Origin of the sequence: Microbacterium sp. NPDC077644 (assembly GCF_040702785.1) — a bacterium.
Lineage (GTDB): Bacteria > Actinomycetota > Actinomycetes > Actinomycetales > Microbacteriaceae > Microbacterium.
The window spans coordinates 341,404-358,588 of the sequence record NZ_JBFBME010000002.1 but is presented as its reverse complement, the minus strand read 5'-3'; the positions used below and the strand labels follow the sequence as shown (position 1 = coordinate 358,588).

The 17,185-nt window shown below is 71.3% G+C and carries 17 protein-coding genes; 15 read left to right on the top strand and 2 right to left on the bottom strand.

The genetic code is table 11. The features are described from left to right. Window positions 1-88: 88 nt before the first annotated feature. From AB0269_RS08615 to AB0269_RS08605, 3 genes are all read left to right on the top strand, one after another. Window positions 89-736 carry a response regulator transcription factor gene (locus AB0269_RS08615; RefSeq protein WP_366210799.1) on the top strand — a complete coding sequence of 216 codons (648 nt, stop codon included), beginning with the start codon at window positions 89-91 and terminating at the stop codon, window positions 734-736. After that, window positions 733-2,916: a hypothetical protein gene (locus AB0269_RS08610; protein ID WP_366210798.1), complete on the top strand. Its 2,184-nt coding sequence runs from the start codon at window positions 733-735 to the stop codon at window positions 2,914-2,916. Before AB0269_RS08615 ends, AB0269_RS08610 begins: the two co-directional genes overlap by 4 nt. Window positions 2,917-3,041: 125 nt before the next feature. Then, window positions 3,042-3,593 (top strand): hypothetical protein, encoded by a 552-nt coding sequence (locus tag AB0269_RS08605; RefSeq protein WP_366210797.1) that lies wholly within the window; start codon window positions 3,042-3,044, stop codon window positions 3,591-3,593. Here AB0269_RS08605 and AB0269_RS08600 read toward each other — a convergent pair whose 3' ends face one another. Beyond that, window positions 3,594-4,916 (bottom strand): glutamyl-tRNA reductase, encoded by a 1,323-nt coding sequence (locus AB0269_RS08600; protein WP_366210796.1) that lies wholly within the window; start codon window positions 4,914-4,916, stop codon window positions 3,594-3,596. Window positions 4,917-5,004: 88 nt separating this feature from the next. Between AB0269_RS08600 and hemE the strand changes: the two genes are divergently transcribed. From hemE to AB0269_RS08545, 11 genes are all read left to right on the top strand, one after another. Beyond that, on the top strand, window positions 5,005-6,024 hold the full coding sequence (hemE, locus tag AB0269_RS08595) for a uroporphyrinogen decarboxylase (protein WP_366210795.1): 1,020 nt from the start codon (window positions 5,005-5,007) through the stop codon (window positions 6,022-6,024). Further along, complete coding sequence (hemG, locus tag AB0269_RS08590; RefSeq protein WP_366210794.1) at window positions 6,021-7,520, top strand: protoporphyrinogen oxidase; 1,500 nt, start codon at window positions 6,021-6,023, stop codon at window positions 7,518-7,520. Before hemE ends, hemG begins: the two co-directional genes overlap by 4 nt. A gap of 100 nt (window positions 7,521-7,620) precedes the next feature. Next, a complete protein-coding gene (locus tag AB0269_RS08585) occupies window positions 7,621-8,052 on the top strand; it encodes a hypothetical protein (RefSeq protein WP_366210793.1) in 432 nt (143 codons plus the stop codon). Between the two features lies 1 nt (window position 8,053). Beyond that, on the top strand, window positions 8,054-8,461 hold the full coding sequence (locus tag AB0269_RS08580; protein ID WP_366210792.1) for a phage holin family protein: 408 nt from the start codon (window positions 8,054-8,056) through the stop codon (window positions 8,459-8,461). Continuing rightward, window positions 8,448-8,720 (top strand): hypothetical protein, encoded by a 273-nt coding sequence (locus AB0269_RS08575; RefSeq protein ID WP_366210791.1) that lies wholly within the window; start codon window positions 8,448-8,450, stop codon window positions 8,718-8,720. The genes AB0269_RS08580 and AB0269_RS08575 overlap by 14 nt, the downstream gene beginning before the upstream one ends. 102 nt (window positions 8,721-8,822) lie before the next feature. After that, window positions 8,823-9,500, top strand: coding sequence for a hydrogen peroxide-dependent heme synthase (gene hemQ, locus AB0269_RS08570; protein ID WP_366210790.1), 678 nt, complete (start codon window positions 8,823-8,825; stop codon window positions 9,498-9,500). A 3-nt stretch (window positions 9,501-9,503) separates the two neighbouring features. Then, on the top strand, window positions 9,504-10,511 hold the full coding sequence (gene hemC / locus AB0269_RS08565; RefSeq protein ID WP_366210789.1) for a hydroxymethylbilane synthase: 1,008 nt from the start codon (window positions 9,504-9,506) through the stop codon (window positions 10,509-10,511). Then, window positions 10,511-11,311 (top strand): uroporphyrinogen-III synthase, encoded by an 801-nt coding sequence (locus AB0269_RS08560; protein ID WP_366210788.1) that lies wholly within the window; start codon window positions 10,511-10,513, stop codon window positions 11,309-11,311. The genes hemC and AB0269_RS08560 overlap by 1 nt, the downstream gene beginning before the upstream one ends. Continuing rightward, window positions 11,308-12,303 carry a porphobilinogen synthase gene (gene hemB / locus AB0269_RS08555; protein ID WP_366210787.1) on the top strand — a complete coding sequence of 332 codons (996 nt, stop codon included), beginning with the start codon at window positions 11,308-11,310 and terminating at the stop codon, window positions 12,301-12,303. Before AB0269_RS08560 ends, hemB begins: the two co-directional genes overlap by 4 nt. A 142-nt stretch (window positions 12,304-12,445) precedes the next feature. Next, the gene (locus tag AB0269_RS08550) at window positions 12,446-13,774 is read left to right on the top strand and encodes a glutamate-1-semialdehyde 2,1-aminomutase (RefSeq protein ID WP_366210786.1); all 1,329 of its coding nucleotides are present in this window, start codon (window positions 12,446-12,448) and stop codon (window positions 13,772-13,774) included. A gap of 165 nt (window positions 13,775-13,939) precedes the next feature. Next, complete coding sequence (locus tag AB0269_RS08545; RefSeq protein ID WP_366210785.1) at window positions 13,940-14,389, top strand: hypothetical protein; 450 nt, start codon at window positions 13,940-13,942, stop codon at window positions 14,387-14,389. Window positions 14,390-14,391: 2 nt separating this feature from the next. On the opposite strand, the gene AB0269_RS08540 is transcribed toward AB0269_RS08545, so the two are convergent. Continuing rightward, window positions 14,392-15,921 carry an ATP-binding cassette domain-containing protein gene (locus AB0269_RS08540; RefSeq protein ID WP_366210784.1) on the bottom strand — a complete coding sequence of 510 codons (1,530 nt, stop codon included), beginning with the start codon at window positions 15,919-15,921 and terminating at the stop codon, window positions 14,392-14,394. A 109-nt stretch (window positions 15,922-16,030) separates the two neighbouring features. Here AB0269_RS08540 and AB0269_RS08535 point away from each other — a divergent pair, with 109 nt between their 5' ends. Then, complete coding sequence (locus AB0269_RS08535) at window positions 16,031-17,092, top strand: enoyl-CoA hydratase/isomerase family protein (protein WP_366210783.1); 1,062 nt, start codon at window positions 16,031-16,033, stop codon at window positions 17,090-17,092. The last annotated feature ends 93 nt before the right edge of the window (window positions 17,093-17,185 follow it).

The following is a 17,185-nucleotide window of genomic DNA, read 5'->3' as shown; positions in this document are numbered from 1 at the left end:
CGGCCCGCCCCGAACGTGATCGCACCAGTGTGGCACCGCGTGGCAACCCCCGGTGCGCGGGTCCGTCCCCTGTCCTAAGGTAAGGAGCATGGGGGGTAGGTTCAGCGTCGCCATCGTCGACGACCACGCGCTCATCGGGCTGGCGATCGGCCCGCTCATCGAGCAGTCCGACGATCTCTCCTTCCTCGGCGCGGTGCCGTCGGTCACTGCCCTCCGACAGGGCGATCTGCATCCCGACCTCGTGGTGCTCGACCTCATGCTCCGCGACGGGACCGCGCCGGCCGACAACGTGCAGGTCCTGCGCGACCGCGGTGCGCAGGTGCTCGTCCTGACGTCGGGGGAGGACCGCTATCTCGTCCGAGAGGCGCTGCGCACCGACGCCCTCGGCGTGGTGCGCAAGTCCGCTCCGCCGGCCGCGATCCTCGCGGCGATCGCACGCGCTGCTCGCGGCGAGCTCGTCGTCGACGCGGAGTGGGCCGTGACCGTGGATGCCGACCCCGACCTCGAGAGCGCGCCGCTCACCGACCGCGAGCGGGATGTGCTCGCGCTGTACGCCTCGGGCATCGGCGCCAAGCAGGTGGCGACGCAGCTGGGCATCAGCGAGAACACGGTCAACGACCACCTCAAGCGCATCAAACTCGCCTACCAGCGTCTCGGGCGCCCCGCGCCGACCAAGGTCGAGCTGTACCGCCGGGGCGTGGAAGACGGCTTCCTCCCTGTGCCAGGACGGCGATGAATGGCCGGGTCGAGGCCGGTCGACCGCAGCGCGCACGCGAACGATCGGCCGACCGTCACGAACTGCTGACCGCACGGCTGCTCACCGCCGGCAACGGTGCCGTCGCAGCGATCGCAGCCCTCGGCTTGGCGACCGTCGTCGTGCAGCCGAACGTTCTCGCCCTGCCCCTTCCTTTCCACGGCGCGGTCCTGTGCCTCTACGGCGGCGCGATCGTCGTGGCGCTCGTCGCCCTGGTGTGCTCGCGGCGCGCGATCCGCCTGCTCAACGGCGCGGTGGCGATCGGTTACCTGCTGCTGGTCGCGTCGGCCTGGCCGGTCGTCGCGCTCACCCGATCGGAGGCGAGCGGCCAGCTCGCCTGGGTGCTCACCGTCAACGCGATCGCCGTGCTCGCGGCCGTGATCGCCTGGGGGCAGACGGCGGGCTGGATCGTGCTCGGCGCGCTCGCCGTGTTCGTCCCCCTGCTGCGTTTCGCCCTGGCCGACACGACGGCGAACGCGATCACGAACGATCTGCAGGCGCTGGGGACGGCCATGCTGCTGTGCGCACTGGCTGGGGCGGCGCTCGGCCGCGCCCGGCGGGCAGATGCTGCGGCGGCGGCCGTCCGCGAAGCCGACGTGCGCGACGCCGAGAGCGCGGCACGGCGAGATGTCGAAGCCCGCGCTCAGGCACTGGTCCACGATGAGGTGCTCGCCACCCTGGCGTTCGCGGCGCGGGCGACCACCGAGATGCTGCCGGTCCTCGCCGCGCAGGCGCACCGGGCCCGTGCCGCGCTCGCCGCGCTCGCGACCCCGCACACCGGAACGGTCACGGTCTCGGCGTTCCGGTCCGAGCTGCAGGATCTCGCGCGCACTCACGGCGCGGAGTTCGTCGAGGAGGACGCGGATGAGCAGTCCGCGGAAGTGCCCGCCGACGTGGCGGCCGCCATGACGGGCGCGGCGGAACAGGCGCTCATCAATGCCCAGGTGCATGCCCCGGAGAGCGAGAGCAGCCTGACGCTGACGCACGACGGCGACGGGTTCCGCGTCGCCGTGAGCGACGACGGCCCCGGGTTCGACAAGCACGACGTCACCCCGGGTCGGCTCGGGATCGCCGTCAGCATCCTCGCCCGGCTCCGATCGGTCGGCGGCCTGGCCGAGGTGCACACCGAGCTGGGCCGCGGCGTCGTCGTCGACACCTCCTGGCAGCCGAAAGCCCCGACCGCTGCCATCCATCCGCCGTCGGTCGGGCTGCTCCCGGATCGCGACATGCGCCTCGCCGGTGGCCTGTTCGCGGCCGGGCACCTCGTCCTCGCGGCCTACTCCTTCGTGTGGCTGCGCAATCCGCTGCCCGGTCTTCTCGCGGGCCTGGCCCTCGCCGCCGCCTTCGTGGTCGTCTCCTGGCGCGCCGACCGCGCCCGTGCCGGTGTCGTCGTCTGCGCTGCGGTGCTCGCGATCGCCGCCGTCGGTACGATGTTCGCCGGTGTCGCCGTTCCCGATACGGCTGGTACACCGACCTTCGCCGGCATGTGGCCCCTCGTGGGCGCATCCCTCGTTCTCGGGATGCTGTGTCTGCGCAGCCGGCCGCGAACCGCGCTCGTCCTCCTCGTGCCGGTCGTCGCCCTTGCGGTGATGGCCGTCGTCCCCGGACCGTACACCGAGATACGCGCAGCCGTCATGCGCGCGGTGGTCGTGGTCGTCGCGGCGACCGCGCTCGCCGTCTCGATCCGCCGCCTGGACCGGCACGTCGAGCGGGACAGGGCTGTCACGCTGGCCGCGAGCACGGAACACGCCTGGCTCGCCGAGGGCACGACCCTCGCCAGGGAGAAGACCGCGGGCTGGGATGCGACGATCGGTCCGCTCCTCGACCGCATCGGCGAGGGGACCCCGCTCACCGACGCTGAGATCGCTGAGTGCCTCGTCCACGAGGGCGCGCTGCGCGACGGATACCGCGCCGGGCGCCTCGACGTCCCCGCCGTCGCGGCCGCCGCCGCGCGGGCGCGGTCGCGCGGTGTCGACGTCGTGCTCATCGATGACGTCGCCGACCGAGACATCGATGATGACGTGCTCGAACGGCTGCGCGCCTGGCTGGTCGGAGAACTCGACCGGGCGGACGGCAGTTTCATCGCACGCATCCTCCCCGAGGGGCGATCGGCTCTCGCGACCGCATCCTCCGACACGGCATCCACCCGTTTTGGTGGCTGAAAGACCTAGTGCCGCCTGGCCAAAGGTCTATATCGTCGAAGTATCGATGACGGGCCGCGTTGATCTCCTCGTGAGATACCCGCGACGAGGGCCGGCATCGGAATGCTGGGGACGAGGCAGAGCCGGTGACCGAGCAGCAGAAGGAACCGGATCAGCCGTCAACGACCGAAACGAAGCTGCGGTCGATGGGGGTGGCGCTCTGGCATGGCGTGAGTGCGGGCATCTTGGGAATGCTCGTGCTCACCGCCGTGCTGGCGCTGGGCATCCCGCTGATCACCGGCGCGAGCGCCGTCGACGTTGCTGACGACGCGATGTCTTCGAGTATCCCGCGCGGCACACTGGTCGTGACGCAGCAGGTCGATCCGGCGGACGTCGGCGTCGGCGACGTCATCGCGCTGACGCCCGGCTCCGACCGCGATGCGGTCGTCATCCGCCGCGTGGTCGGCGGTGACGGCACCTCGCTGATCGTGCGGGGCGACGCCGATGGGGCGGACGCGTTCGTCATCGACCGCGGGCAGGCGGCCGGCAGGCTCTGGTACGGCGTGCCCCTGCTCGGCTGGTCGGCCACGGTCGTTCCCGGTCCGTGGCGGATCGTCGTGCTCGTCGTGCTCGCCGTCGCGGTGATCGGCTGGACGGCATGGATGCTGGTGCCGAGGCTGCGCCGACGGCGTCGCTGATCAGGCCGTCGCGGCGCGCACGTCGTCCGCGTCGTCGTCGGCGGCCGGCGCGATCCCGTAGATCGTCTCGAGCGCTGCGACGAACTCCGCCCCTCGACCGTCCGCCGCGAGCTCGTGCGCCCGTGTCGTCGGCGTGTGCGTGAGCACGCCGGCGAGGTGACGCATCGCCTGCTCGACCCGGCCGTCCTTGTCGCCGCGGGATCGGGCGCGCTCGATCTCGGCCTCCATGAGGGCGAAGATGTGCGAGCGGAACGCGACGACCGCCGGTGTGACGCTCTGGCGGTCGCCGAGCACGTTGAAGGTGTCTGCTGCATCGCGCACGATCGTGCGGGCGGCATCCGTCGCCTGGAGCTCCTCGAGCGGAGCGTGCAGGCGGATCGTCTCGAGATCGAGCAGGGCGACGCCCTCGAGCTGCGCGACGGCGGGGTCGACGTTGCGCGGCATCCCCAGGTCGATGACCAGCTGCGAGCGTGCGTGCGCGTTCGCAGTGTGCACCGGGCAGCCGACGGCGACCGGGGCGGATGGCGCCTGCAGATGCTCCGGACCGAGGACGGGCTCCTCGGCGGCGTTCGTGCAGGTGATCAGCAGGGTCGACCGCGATGCGACGCGCGCGTAGTCGGCGTCCGCGACGGCGGTGATGCCGTGCTTCTTCGCGAACAGCTCCGCGCGACCGGAGGGCGAGTGCACCGAGATGTCGACGGCCCCGCGCTCGCGGAGCGTGGCGAGGGTGACGGCGGCATACGCGCCGGTGCCGACCAGCAGCACGCGCTCCGCCGACCAGTCGGCGATGCGGCTGTCGGCGAGCTCGAGCGAGAGCCGCACGAGCGAGCGGCCGGCACGGCCGAGCGCCGTGACGTTCTTGACCTTGCGCTGCGCCTGGCTCGCCCGCTGGAACAGCCTCTCGAGCTCGGGAGAGGTCGTGCCGTCCTTGCGCGCGGCCGTGAGAGCGCGGCGCACCTGACCGGCGATCTCGCCCTCGCCGGGGACGACGGACTCGAGGCCGGATGCCACCGCGAACAGGTGCTCGGCGACACGTCGCCCCGAGTGCACTTCGTAGGCGCCGTCGAGCTCTGCGGTCGGGATGCCGGTGGACTGCTCGATCGCCTCGAGCACTGCCTCGACGCCCACGGCGCCAGCGGCGGTGACGGGTTCGTCGACCTCGACGTACGCCTCGAAGCGGTTGCATGTGGAGAGCACGACGGCCCCCTGCACGCACGATGTCAGGCGCAGGAGATTCGGCGCGACGTCGTCAGGGGTGCGGCTCAATCGTTCGAGCATGTCGAAGGAGGCGGTCTTGTGACTCGCCGTCAGACACAGCAGCACGACATCTATTGTAAGCCCGCTCCGCCGGACGCCCGGCCGAGCCGCCGCTGACAGGCGGTTCATGTGCGTCGGATGGGAGGATGGACTCATGCCTTCCTCTCACGCCCCGCTGCTGCGCGCGCTCGCCGGAGACCGACCCGAGCAGACCCCCGTCTGGTTCATGCGTCAGGCCGGCCGCTCGCTCCCGGAGTACCGCGAGCTCCGCGTCGGAACCCGGATGCTCGACGCCTGCCTCACCCCGGATCTCGCGGCCGAGATCACGCTGCAGCCGGTGCGCAGGCACAAGGTGGATGCCGCGGTGTTCTTCAGTGACATCGTCATCCCGCTGCGGCTGGCGGGCGTCGACGTCGTGATCGAGCCCGGCCGTGGTCCGGTCTTCGCCGAGCCCGTGCGCACCGCCGCCGACGTCGACCGCATCACGGCGATCGATCCGAACGATCTGGACACCACGGCGATCGCCGAGGCCGTGCGCATCGTCACCGCAGAACTGGGCGACACCCCGCTGATCGGATTCGCCGGTGCGCCGTTCACCCTCGCCGCCTACCTCGTCGAAGGCGGCCCCTCGAAGGAGCATCTGCGCGCCCGTGCCATGATGCACACCGACCCGGATGCCTGGGACCGGCTCGCCGGCTGGCTCTCCCGCGTCTCCCGCCGATTCCTCGAGGCGCAGCGCGACGCCGGAGCCGCGACCGTGCAGCTGTTCGACTCGTGGGCAGGCTCCCTGAGCCCCGCGGACTACCGCACTCACGTCGCCCCGCATTCGAAGGCCGCGGTCGAGGGGCTCGGACTCCCCGTCATCCACTTCGGTGTCGGCACCGGACCGTTCCTCGGCGACATGCGCCTGGACGGTGCGGCATCCGCCGTCGGCGTCGACTGGCGTCAGCCGCTCGACGAGGCCGCCGGCATCCTCGGACCCGACGTCACCGTGCAGGGAAACATCGACCCCGCGATGCTGCAGGCCCCGTGGCCGATCCTGGAAGCGCACGTGCGCGACGTCCTCGAACGCGGACGCGCTGCGCGCGCCCACATCCTCAACCTCGGTCACGGCGTGCCGCCCGAGACCGACCCCGACCAGCTCACGCGCATCGTCGAGCTCGCGCACTCATGACCGCCGACACCACGGCTGACCTCGCCGCGCGTGCCGCGCACCGTCATGTCGTCGTGATCGGAGGCGGCATCGCCGGCCTCGTCGCGGCACGCGAGTGCGCGAAGGTCGGCATGCGCGTGACCGTGCTCGAGGCCGAGGGGGAGCTCGGCGGCGCGATCCGCGGTGCGGAGCTCGACGGCGTGAACGTGGATGCCGGTGCCGAGTCGTACGCGACCCGCGGCGGTCATGTCAGGAAGATGCTCGTCGAGCTCGGACTCGACGACCGGATCGTCACCCCGAATCCTGCGGGCGCCTGGCTCGTCGGAGCGCCCGGCGTCGACTCGGCGCCGCTGCCGAAGGGGGGCATCCTCGGCATCCCGGCGAACCCGTTCGCGGAGGACGTGCGACGCATCATCGGCTGGGGCGGCGCGTGGCGCGCGTACGTCGACCGCCTGCGGCCGCCGCTCACGATCGGCCAGGAGCACAGCCTCGGGGCCCTCGTCGCGAAGCGCATGGGACACAAGGTCCGCGACCTGCTTGTCGCACCGGTCACCGCCGGCGTCTACTCGGCGGACCCCGACGACGTCGACACCGAGGTCGCCGCCCCCGGCCTGAACGAGGCCCTCACGAGGACGGGCTCGCTCTCCGGTGGCGTCGCACAACTGCTCGTCGACCGTGCCGACCGAGCGAAGAAGGCCCCGGGGTCGGCGGTCGAGGGGATCTCCGGCGGCATGACGGCGCTCGTTGCGGCACTGGCGGCGGACCTCGCCGAGCTCGGCGCCGACGTCCGCACCGGCACCGCAGTGCGCTCCATCGCCCGCGACGGCGCGGGGTGGACGGTGGCGGTCCCGGCTGTCGGCGACGACGCGGAAGAGGACCTGCCCGACGAGACGCTCCCCGCGGATGCCGTCATCATCGCCACCGCAGAACCCCCCGCGCGTGCGCTGCTCGACGGCCACGTCGTCGGCCTCGGAGAAGCGGGCGAGGCGCCGCAGATCGAGATCGTGAGCCTGCTGCTCGCAGCCCCGGAACTGGATGCCGCGCCGCGCGGCACCGGCGTCCTGACGGTTCCCGGCAGCCGCACCGCCAAGGCGCTCACGCATGCGACGGCCAAGTGGGGCTGGCTGCGCGAGGCGGCAGGAGGGCGTCACGTCGTGCGCGTGTCGTTCGGGTCTCAGGGCGAGCCGGCGGCCACGGCAGGACTCGACGACGATACCGCTGCGCGCCTCGCTCTCGACGAGGCATCCGCGATGCTGGGTGTCGCTCTTCCCGCGTCGTCGCTCGTCGCCGCGCACCGGGCGCGCTTCACGCAGTCGCAGCCCGCCTCGCTGATCGGTGCAGCCGCCAGGAGACGCGAACTGCGCTCGGCGATCGCGAAGGCGGAGGGCCTCGGCGTCGTCGGAGCATGGGTGTCCGGAACCGGCCTCGCGCAGGTCATCCCCGAAGCGACGGCCGAGGCGGATCGGGTGCGCCGGTCGCTGCTGTGGGGCCAGGACGATCACCCGGACGCCTTCTGACGTTTAGATGCCGTTTTCGGCATATGGGGTTACGCTAGGAACCCTGGCCGACGGCATGCATGCCGAAGGCTCGACCGGAACCAACGTGAGGGAGCCCCGCATGAAGGGAAAGATCGGACTCGTCGTCGGACTCGGCGTCGGATACGTTCTCGGCACGCGCGCCGGACGCGAACGGTACGAGCAGATCAAGAAGCAGTGGCTGAAGGTCTGGAACCAGGAGCCCGTGCAGCGGCAGGTCGAGAAGGCGAAGGCGTTCGTCGGGGCCAAGGCCTCGGCCGTTCCCGGAGCGATCTGGAACGGCGTCGTCAAGGTCGCGAAGTCCGTCGGCGACGGGGACACCCCCGGTGAGAAGCTCGACTCGGCGATCGCCACGGGAAAGCAGGCGGCGAGCAACGTCGAGGACGCTCTCGAAGACGCCGTCGACGCCGCGAAGAAGACCGCGTCGTCGGCGAAGAAGAGCGCGACGTCCGCAGCGAAGAAGACGACCACGCGCTCCACCGGCGCGAAGAAGACCACGACGAACGGGAACTGACATGGTCCGCGGATACCGTGACCGCGCCGACGACAGCCTCCTGACGCTGCTGGGCGATCTGCCCGAGCTCGTCACGAAGCTCGTCAAGGCCGAGATCGACGCCGCGAAGGCGTGGGTGTCGCGCACGGCGAAGGACGCCGGGATCGGCAGCGTCTGGTTCGTCATCGCGCTGTTCTTCCTGTTCTGGCTCGTGCCGATGATCCTCGTGTTCGCGGTCGCCGGGCTCTCGTCGTGGTGGCCGGTGTGGCTGTCCGCGCTGGCCGTTCTCGGCCTGCTGCTCGTCTGCGTGCTGCTGTGCGTCGTGTTCGGGCTGCTGAAGTTCCGCAAGGTGCTGCGCCGTGAGAACCCCGGCCAGGCCGTCGCGACCGATATTCGAATCGTGAAGGATGCCGGTGATGACAAGCTCTGACTCCCTGCCCCGCACCGCGGTCCCGGCCGGGATCACCGACCCCGTCGAGTCGGCGCGAGCCGAGCTGAAGGCGGCGCTCGCCGCCATCGAGATCAAGGGCAACGTGCCCCGCCGGCTCGAGAAGGCATCTCAGCGCGGCATCGCCAGGGCGCGCACGTTCGCAGACCGCAATCCGGCTGGAGCCGTGGCGGCCGTCGTCGGCGTCGCCGCCGTCGCCGGCGGTCTCGTCTGGGCGATCGCGCGGGCCATCGCCCGCTGAGCCCCCGCGTTCGTCCCGCCTGCCGGGCCGATCCCTGAGCCTGTCGAAGGGCCGGTCCGTCACGCATTCGCTCCCCGCTCCGGAAAGGGGCAGACTGGGGGCATGTCCGAAGCGAGTGAACAGAACCCGTCCGGTTTCACCCTCTGGGCCGTCTGGCGACGCAACCCCGATGCGCCCGTCGTCGAGACGGACGCCACCGAGCTCGAGACGATCGTCGGTCACATCGAGGACTCCGGCGTCACCGTCCGCGGTTTCTACGACGTCTCGGGGCTGAAGGCCGACGCCGACCTCATGGTCTGGCTGCACGGCGAGACCGCCGAGGACCTGCAGAAGGCCCTGCGGCGCATGCGGCGCACCGAGCTGCTGCGCACCCTGCTGCCGGTCTGGAACGTCATGGGCGTACACCGCGATGCGGAGTTCAACCGTGCGCACGTGCCGGGGTTCCTCCGTGGTGTCGAGGCCAAGGGCTGGCTGTGCCTGTACCCGTTCGTCCGCACGCCGGAGTGGTACCTGATCGACGAGGCCGAGCGCCGCAAGATGCTCGCCGATCACGGCCGCAAGGGCGCTGCGTTCACCGGTGTCATCGCCAACACCGTCGCGGCCTTCGCGCTGGGCGACTACGAATGGCTGCTCCCGCTCGAGGCGGACGACCCGACCGAGCTCGTCGATCTCATGCGCGATCTCCGCTACACCGATGCCCGACGCTTCGTGAAGGAGGAGGTGCCGTTCTACACCGGGCGGCGCCTGCGCTTCGACGAGATCGCGGACGTTCTGCAGTAAGCCATGTCGACCTCAATCCGACAGCGTCCGATCCGCTTGGGCACGCGGCGCAGCGCGCTCGCCCAGGCCCAGTCCGGGCACGTCGCCGCAGCCCTCGAGAAGATCTCCGGCCGACCCGTCGAGCTCGTGCCCATCGTCTCCGAGGGCGACACGAACCGCGCCTCCCTGTCCGAGATCGGTGGGCTCGGCATCTTCGCGACGCGTCTTCGTGAGGCTCTGCTCGCCGGCGAGTGCGACATCCTCGTCCACTCGCTCAAGGATCTGCCCACCGCGATCCCGGACGGCCTTGTCATCGCGGCGACGCCCGTGCGCGAGGACGCCCGCGATGTCGTGATCACCCGTGACGGGACGCCGCTGCACCGGCTGCCCGCCGGTGCGAAGATCGGCACCGGCTCGCCGCGACGGATCGCACAGGTGCGCATCCGCGCTCCGCGCGCCGAGGTCGTCGACATCCGCGGCAACGTCGACTCGCGCCTCGCGCGCGTTGAGTCCGGCCAACTGGATGCGGTGATCCTCGCCGCCGCCGGCCTGTCCCGACTCGGATCCGAGACGGCGCTCCAGCGCGAAGAACTGGGACTCGCCGAATGGCCGACGGCTCCGGGGCAGGGATCGCTCGCGGTCGAGACGACGGCGGATGCGGCATCCGATCTGCGCTCCGCGCTCGCCGAACTCGACGACGAGAGCACCCGTCTGGCGATCACGGTGGAGCGCGCCGTGCTCGAGGGGCTGGATGCCGGATGCCAGGCGCCCATGGCGGCGCACGCGGTCGTCACAGGCGACGCCGTGCGCGTCCGGAGCGTCGTCTACGACCCCGCCGGAGAGCGGCGGATCGGGCTCGACGTCACGGAATCCCTGAACCGGGGGTATATTCGGAGTCACGGCAGTGGCAACGAAGCGGATGCTGCCGATGGCGCGAACCCGACTCTCGCCGCACACGAGCTCGGGATCTCTGTCGCCCGTCGGCTGCTCGAACAAGGGGCGGCCGACCTCGTACCCCGAGAGCAACCGTGATGACCACCACACCCGAAACCAAGCACGACAAGCCGCTGTCCGGCTGGCGCGTCCTCGTCCCGCGAGGAGGCCCGTGGGGCGACGGCGTCGCCGCGTCCCTGCGCTCCCAGGGCGCGACCCCTGTCGTGGCGCCGCTCATCAACTTCGGCCCCACGACCGACCAGGCGGCGCTGGACGACGCCCTCGAGAAGCTCGCCGCCGGAGAGTACGACTGGCTGACGATCACGAGCGCCACGACGGTCGACGTCCTCTTCGCGCATCGTGCCGTCGTGCCGAAGTCCACGAAGATCGCCGCCGTCGGCGAGACGACCGCCGCGGCGCTCCAGGCCGTCGGCTACGAGGTCGCGCTCGTCCCCGACACCGACAACTCCGCGGCGGGTATGGCCCAGCAGCTCATCGGTCTCGAGCCGGAGCCCCGTCGCATCCTGACCCTCCGCAGCGAGATCGCCAAGCCCGTGCTGACCCGCTCGCTCATCGCCGCAGGTCACGACGTGTCGAGCATCGTCGCCTACCGCACGGTCGGCGTGCCGGTCACCGAGCGCATCCGCCGCGACGTCGAGAGCGGCCGCATCAACGCGATCCTCATCACGAGCGGATCGGTCGCAGAGCAGGTGCGCGAGCAGTTCCCCGACATCCCGGACGAGACCCTGCTCGCCGCGATCGGGCCGCGCACCGCGAACGACGCCCGCCGGGCAGGCCTCCCGATCACGGTGGTGGCCGACAAGCAGACCGTCGACGCCCTGATCGACGCCGTCTCGCACTTCACGCTTCCGCACGCGGCCGACGAGTTCGCGCCGTGAGCCCCGCATCCGCAGGCTTCCCTGACATCCGACCGCGGCGGCTGCGGCAGTCGCCGGGCGTCCGCGCTCTCGTGCGCGAGACGACGCTCGAGCCGCAGCAGCTCGTCCTCCCGATGTTCGTGCGCGAGGGGCTGAGCGAGGCCGTGCCGATCTCGTCGATGCCCGGCGTCGTCCAGCACTCGCTGGACTCCCTGCGCCGCGCAGCCGTCGAGGCTGCGGAGGCCGGAGTCGGCGGCGTCATGCTGTTCGGCGTTCCTCAGGTGCGGGATGCCACGGGCTCCGGTGCGGACGACCCCGACGGCATCCTCAACGTGGCCACGCGCGCGCTGGTCTCGGAGGTGGGCGACCGTCTCGTCGTGCAGACCGATCTCTGCCTCGATGAGTTCACCGACCACGGGCATTGCGGAGTGCTGGCGGACGACGGCTCCGTCGACAACGACGCGACCCTGGACCGGTACGTGGCGATGGCGCTCGCGCAGGCGCGCGCCGGGTCGCACCTGCTGGGGCTGTCGGGAATGATGGACGGCCAGGTCACGGCGATCCGTCGCGGGCTGGATGCCGAGGGCTTCACCGACACGTTGCTGCTGGGCTACGCGGCCAAGTACGCCAGTGCGTTCTACGGTCCCTTCCGCGAGGCCGTCGACTCGCAGCTGCAGGGCGATCGGCGCATGTACCAGCTCGATCCGGGCAACCGTCGCGAGGGCGTCCGCGAGGCGCTGATCGACGAGGCCGAGGGCGCGGACATCGTGATGGTGAAGCCCGCGATGAGCTTCCTCGACGTGCTGCGCGAGGTGCGCGACGCGGTGCGGGTGCCGGTGTGGGCCTACCAGATCTCGGGCGAGTACGCGATGATCGAGGCGGCCGCGGCGAACGGCTGGATCGACCGCCGCGCTGCCGTGCTCGAGTCCCTGCTGTCGATCCGTCGCGCCGGCGCCGACGCCGTCCTCACGTACTGGGCGACCGAAGCCGCCGGCTGGCTCCGCGAACGCTGACCCGCCCGGGGCGCCCGGGTGGCCTCTCGGGCGGGCCTTGAGAGGATGCCTTTCGCGGGTGGTTGAGCGAGCGAAGCGAGACGAACCGGGCTGAGCGAGCGAAGCGAGCCGAAGCCGAACCGAAGCACGAACAGGAGCCACCATGACCGACCGCAACGACGAGCTCTTCTCCGCCGCGCGCACGGTGACCCCCGGAGGTGTGAACTCGCCGGTCCGCGCGTACGGATCCGTTGGCGGGACGCCCCGGTTCCTGGCATCCGCCCACGGCGCGTACGTGACCGATGCCGCGGGTGACGAATACGTCGACCTCGTGGCATCGTGGGGGCCGGCGCTGCTCGGGCACGCGCATCCTCAGGTCGTCGCCGCCGTGCAGGATGCCGCGGCCCGCGGCCTGTCGTTCGGCGCTCCCACCGAGGGCGAGGTCGCGCTCGCGCGCAAGATCACCGAGCGCGTCCGCCTCGGCGACCTCGCACCGATCGAGCGCGTGCGCCTGGTCTCCACCGGCACCGAGGCGACCATGACCGCGATCCGCCTCGCCCGCGGCGCCACCGGCCGCGATCTGCTCGTGAAATTCGCCGGCCACTACCACGGCCACTCGGACGGACTGCTCGCCGAGGCCGGTTCCGGCGTCGCGACCCTGGCGCTGCCGGGGTCTGCCGGAGTCCCCGCGCCGATCGCCGCGCAGACCCTCGTGATCGGATACAACGACCGCGAAGCGCTCGAGGCCGTGTTCGCCGAGCACGGCGACCGGATCGCCGCCGTCATCGTCGAAGCCGCCGCCGCCAACATGGGCGTCGTCGCGCCCGAGCCGGGGTTCAACCGGTTCATCGCCGACACCGCGCACCGCCATGGCGCGCTCATGATCCTCGACGAGGTGCTCACCGGGTTCCGCGTCCACCACGCCGGGTTCTGGGCGCTGCAGGCGGCGACGGGCGAGGAGTACCTGCCCGACATCATCACGTTCGGAAAGGTCGTCGGAGGAGGGATGCCGCTGGCCGCCCTCGGCGGACGCGCCGACGTCATGGATCTGCTCGCGCCGACCGGCCCGGTCTACCAGGCGGGAACCCTGTCGGGGAACCCGCTGTCCGTCGCCGCGGGCCTCGAGACCCTGCGCCTGGCCACGCCTGCGGTCTACGCGAAGGTGGATGCCGCGGCATCCCGCATCGCCGATGCTCTTGATGCCGCGCTCACCGAGGCCGGCGTCGTGCACGCCATCCCACGGGCGGGCAACCTGTTCGGCGTGGCCTTCGCCGAGACCGCGCCGCGCACGTACGCCGAAGCGCAGGCGCAGGAGTCCTTCCGCTACGCCCCCTTCTTCCACGCCATGCGGGAGCAGGGCGTCGCGCTGCCGCCGAGCGTGTTCGAGGCGTGGTTCCTCACCGCGGCTCACGATGACGAGGCGCTCAGCCGCATCGAGGCAGCACTCCCGGCGGCCGCGCGGGCTGCCGCATCCGCCTCGCGTCCCGCATGACTCCGGAGTTCTTCCAGAATTCCGCTGTCGTCGTCGCGCACGGCGACGGAGCGCACTTTCTCCGGAGCTGCGCACGGCGCGAGTGAGGAACCGCACAACGTGATCGTTGTCGGGCTGTGAGGAAGTCGCACGCCGTTTGCAGGTCGACGCTGGCAGACTGGACGAATGGTGACCCTGCTCCTGGACCAGACGCAGCTCGAGGTTGTGCTCTCTCCGGTCGAGCGTGCGGCCACGTTCCACCGCGAGAACCTGCGGGTCGCGCGGGAGACCATCACGAAGGTTCAGCTCACCGATGACGCGTGGACGTGGCTGCGCGGCGTCCCAGGGCCCGGCACGCACCTTCCCGGCATCCTCGCCGCGGGCACCTGGAAGGCGGCCGCGACGACGGACTTCGTCCTCATCCGCCGGCGTCGGCCGAGCGTGGTCATCGATCTCGACGGCGACGAGCAGTTCCAACGGCTGATCTTCACCACCCGGCACGGACTCGCGCTCACGCAGGCGCTTCGGCTGGACGCATCCGAGGAGCCGGTGGATGTCGTCGAACTCGCGGGAACGGCGCCGATCCCCGTGGTTACGGGACGTCAGCGGCCGGTCATCCGTCCGCGCCCGGTCTGAGCTCAGCCCCGGTCGGACTCTTCGGAGTCGTGCTCGTGCGTGCCCTCTGCTGCGCTCTCTTCGGGTGCCGCGTCCTCGGACGAGGCCAGGCCATCGACTGAGGCATCTTCTGCCGACGCGTCGTCAGAGGCGGCCTCGTCGAGCCCCGGGACGATGTCGATCACACGGGTCGCATCGTCGGCGTCGGCGCTTTCGGACTCTGCTTCGTCCTCGGCTGCTTCGGATTCCTCCGCGGCCCCGGCATCCTCTGCCGTCTCGGCCTCGACGGCCTCGACCTCGGCGGCCGCGCCGCTCGGGTCGGTGACCGGGTTCGCGAACATGCTGGCGACAGCGGCGAGACCGGCCAGGCCCGGCAGCGGGCGCTCGTCGGTGGATGCCTGGTCCGGGGCAGGCATCTCGTCTGCGACGTCACTCGCGCCGGACTCCTCGTCGGAAGGAACCTCCGCGGGCGAGGGCGCGTTCGAAGCCGGCTCCGCCGGCTCGGACTCGAGAGGTTCGGATTCCTCAGATGCGGACTCTTCGAGGGTCGCGTCCACCTCGGCGGCTTCCGCGGGGGTCTCCGCGTCCGCCGCGTCCTGGGCATCCGTCATCTCGAACAGCGTGTCCGTGTCCGTCGTCGCAGCCGGCTCCGGGCGGACGTACCGGTCGTTGACGAGGTCGAGGAAGACGTCCTCGAGCGTCGGACCGCGCTGCTGCAGAGTCGTCAGCGCGACGCCGGCGCGCGCCGTGACGCGACCGATCGTCGCGGCGTCGCTGCCGCGGACGGTGAGGCCCGATCGCAGGATCTCGTAGTCGTAGCCGGCATCCGCCAGCGCACCCGACAGGGCATCGCGATCGGGAGCATCCACGACGACGGGCCCGCTGCGGGGGTCGGCGAGGTCTTCCATGGTGCCGGCGAACTTCAGCTCGCCGCGCGCGATCACGAGGATCTCGTCGGCGATCTGCTCGACCTCCGACAGGACGTGCGACGAGACCAGGACGGTGCGTCCTTCGTCGGCGAGGCCGCGGATGAGCGTGCGCATCCAGCGGATGCCCTCGGGATCGAGCCCGTTGGCCGGCTCGTCGAGCACGAGGACTCCGGGGTCTCCGAGCAGAGCGGTCGCCGCGCTCAGGCGCTGGCGCATCCCGAGCGACAGGGCGGCGATGCGGGTGTCGACGTCGGCATCGAGTCCGACGAAGGAGATGAGCTCGCCGACGCGGCCCAGCGGGATGCCGTTCGCCTTGGCCGTCGTGATCAGGTGGCGCTCGACCGTGCGACGGGCGCGGAAGCCGGGGTCGTCGAGCATCGCGCCGATGACGCCGGCGGGGCTGCGCAGCTCCGCGTAGCGGGAGCCGCCGATCGTGGCCGTGCCGCTGGTCGGCCGCTCGAGCCCGAGCAGCATCCGCAGGGTCGTGGTCTTGCCGGCGCCGTTGGGCCCGAGGAACCCGGTCACGACGCCCGGATTGACGCGCGCGGAGAAGTCCGACACCGCGGCGACGGCGCCGAAGCGCTTGGTCGCACGGTCGAACTCGATCAGCTGTCCGTCTGCCATCAAGTGCCTTTCCTGCATGGACGTTCTCCCCATCTTGCCGGAAAACACGCAGAATTCCGCATCGACCGAGCGCAGAAACCCCAGAACAGGCCCATGTAACGTGGCCAGGGTGACTGACATCGACGCCGAGCCCACCGTTCTCGTCCGCACCGAAGGTGCGCTCGGGCGGCTCACCCTCAACCGGCCGAAGGCGATCAACGCGCTCGACCTCGACATGATCGGGCAGTTGACCGCCGCCCTCGACGCCTGGCGCGACGACACCGACATCGACATCGTCCTGCTCGACGGTGCCGGCGACCGCGGGCTGTGCGCCGGCGGCGACGTGCGCGCCCTCTACGACCAGGTCACGGCCGGCGAGGCGCAGCGGACGGCGGACTTCTTCCGCGCCGAGTACGCGCTGAACCTCATGATCTCGGAGTACCCGAAGCCGATCGTCGCGATCGCCGACGGCATCACGATGGGCGGCGGCATCGGCCTCGCCGGCCACGCCGCGATCCGCATCGTCACCGAGCGCAGCCGGCTGGCCATGCCGGAGACCCGCATCGGATTCACCCCCGACGTCGGCGGCACGTATCTGCTGGGCCGGTCCCCGGGATGCCTCGGCGAATACCTGGGGCTCACCGGGGGCATCATGACGGCGGCGGATGCGGTGTACGCCGGCTTCGCGGACCACTACGTGCCCTCGCAGCGGCTCGACGACCTGCGCGAGGCGCTGCGCAACCGCGCCGATCCGACGAGCCCGTCCGAACTCGTGCTGCTGTTCGATGAGACGCCCGAGGCCTCGGCGCTCGCGGGGGAGCGCGCCTGGATCGACGAGGTCTTCTCGGCGGACTCCGTGGGCGAGATCGCGGATCGGCTCTCCGCACGCGCAGAGGTGTCGGCATCCGCCACCGCAGCCACGCTCGCCGAGCTGTCGCCGACGGGCCTCGCGGTGACGCTGGATGCCGTGCGCGAGGCGCGCGAGGGCACCCTTCGGGATGCGCTGATCGGCGAGTACCGGCGCGTGATGTGGTTCGCGACGCAGCATCCCGACCTCGCCGAGGGCATTCGAGCGCAACTGGTCGACAAGGACCGCTCGCCGCGGTGGCAGCCGGCGACGATCGCGGAACTCGCCGAGGATGCCGGTGCCGGCGCTCGCGGATACGTCCCGGAGACCCCGCTGTTCGGCTGACGACGACGTCGCAGGTTCTTGGACGCGGGTGAGAAATCCGGCCTCATCTGCGGGTCGTTCGCCCTGAGCGGATAATCCTCACGGGGGATGGGC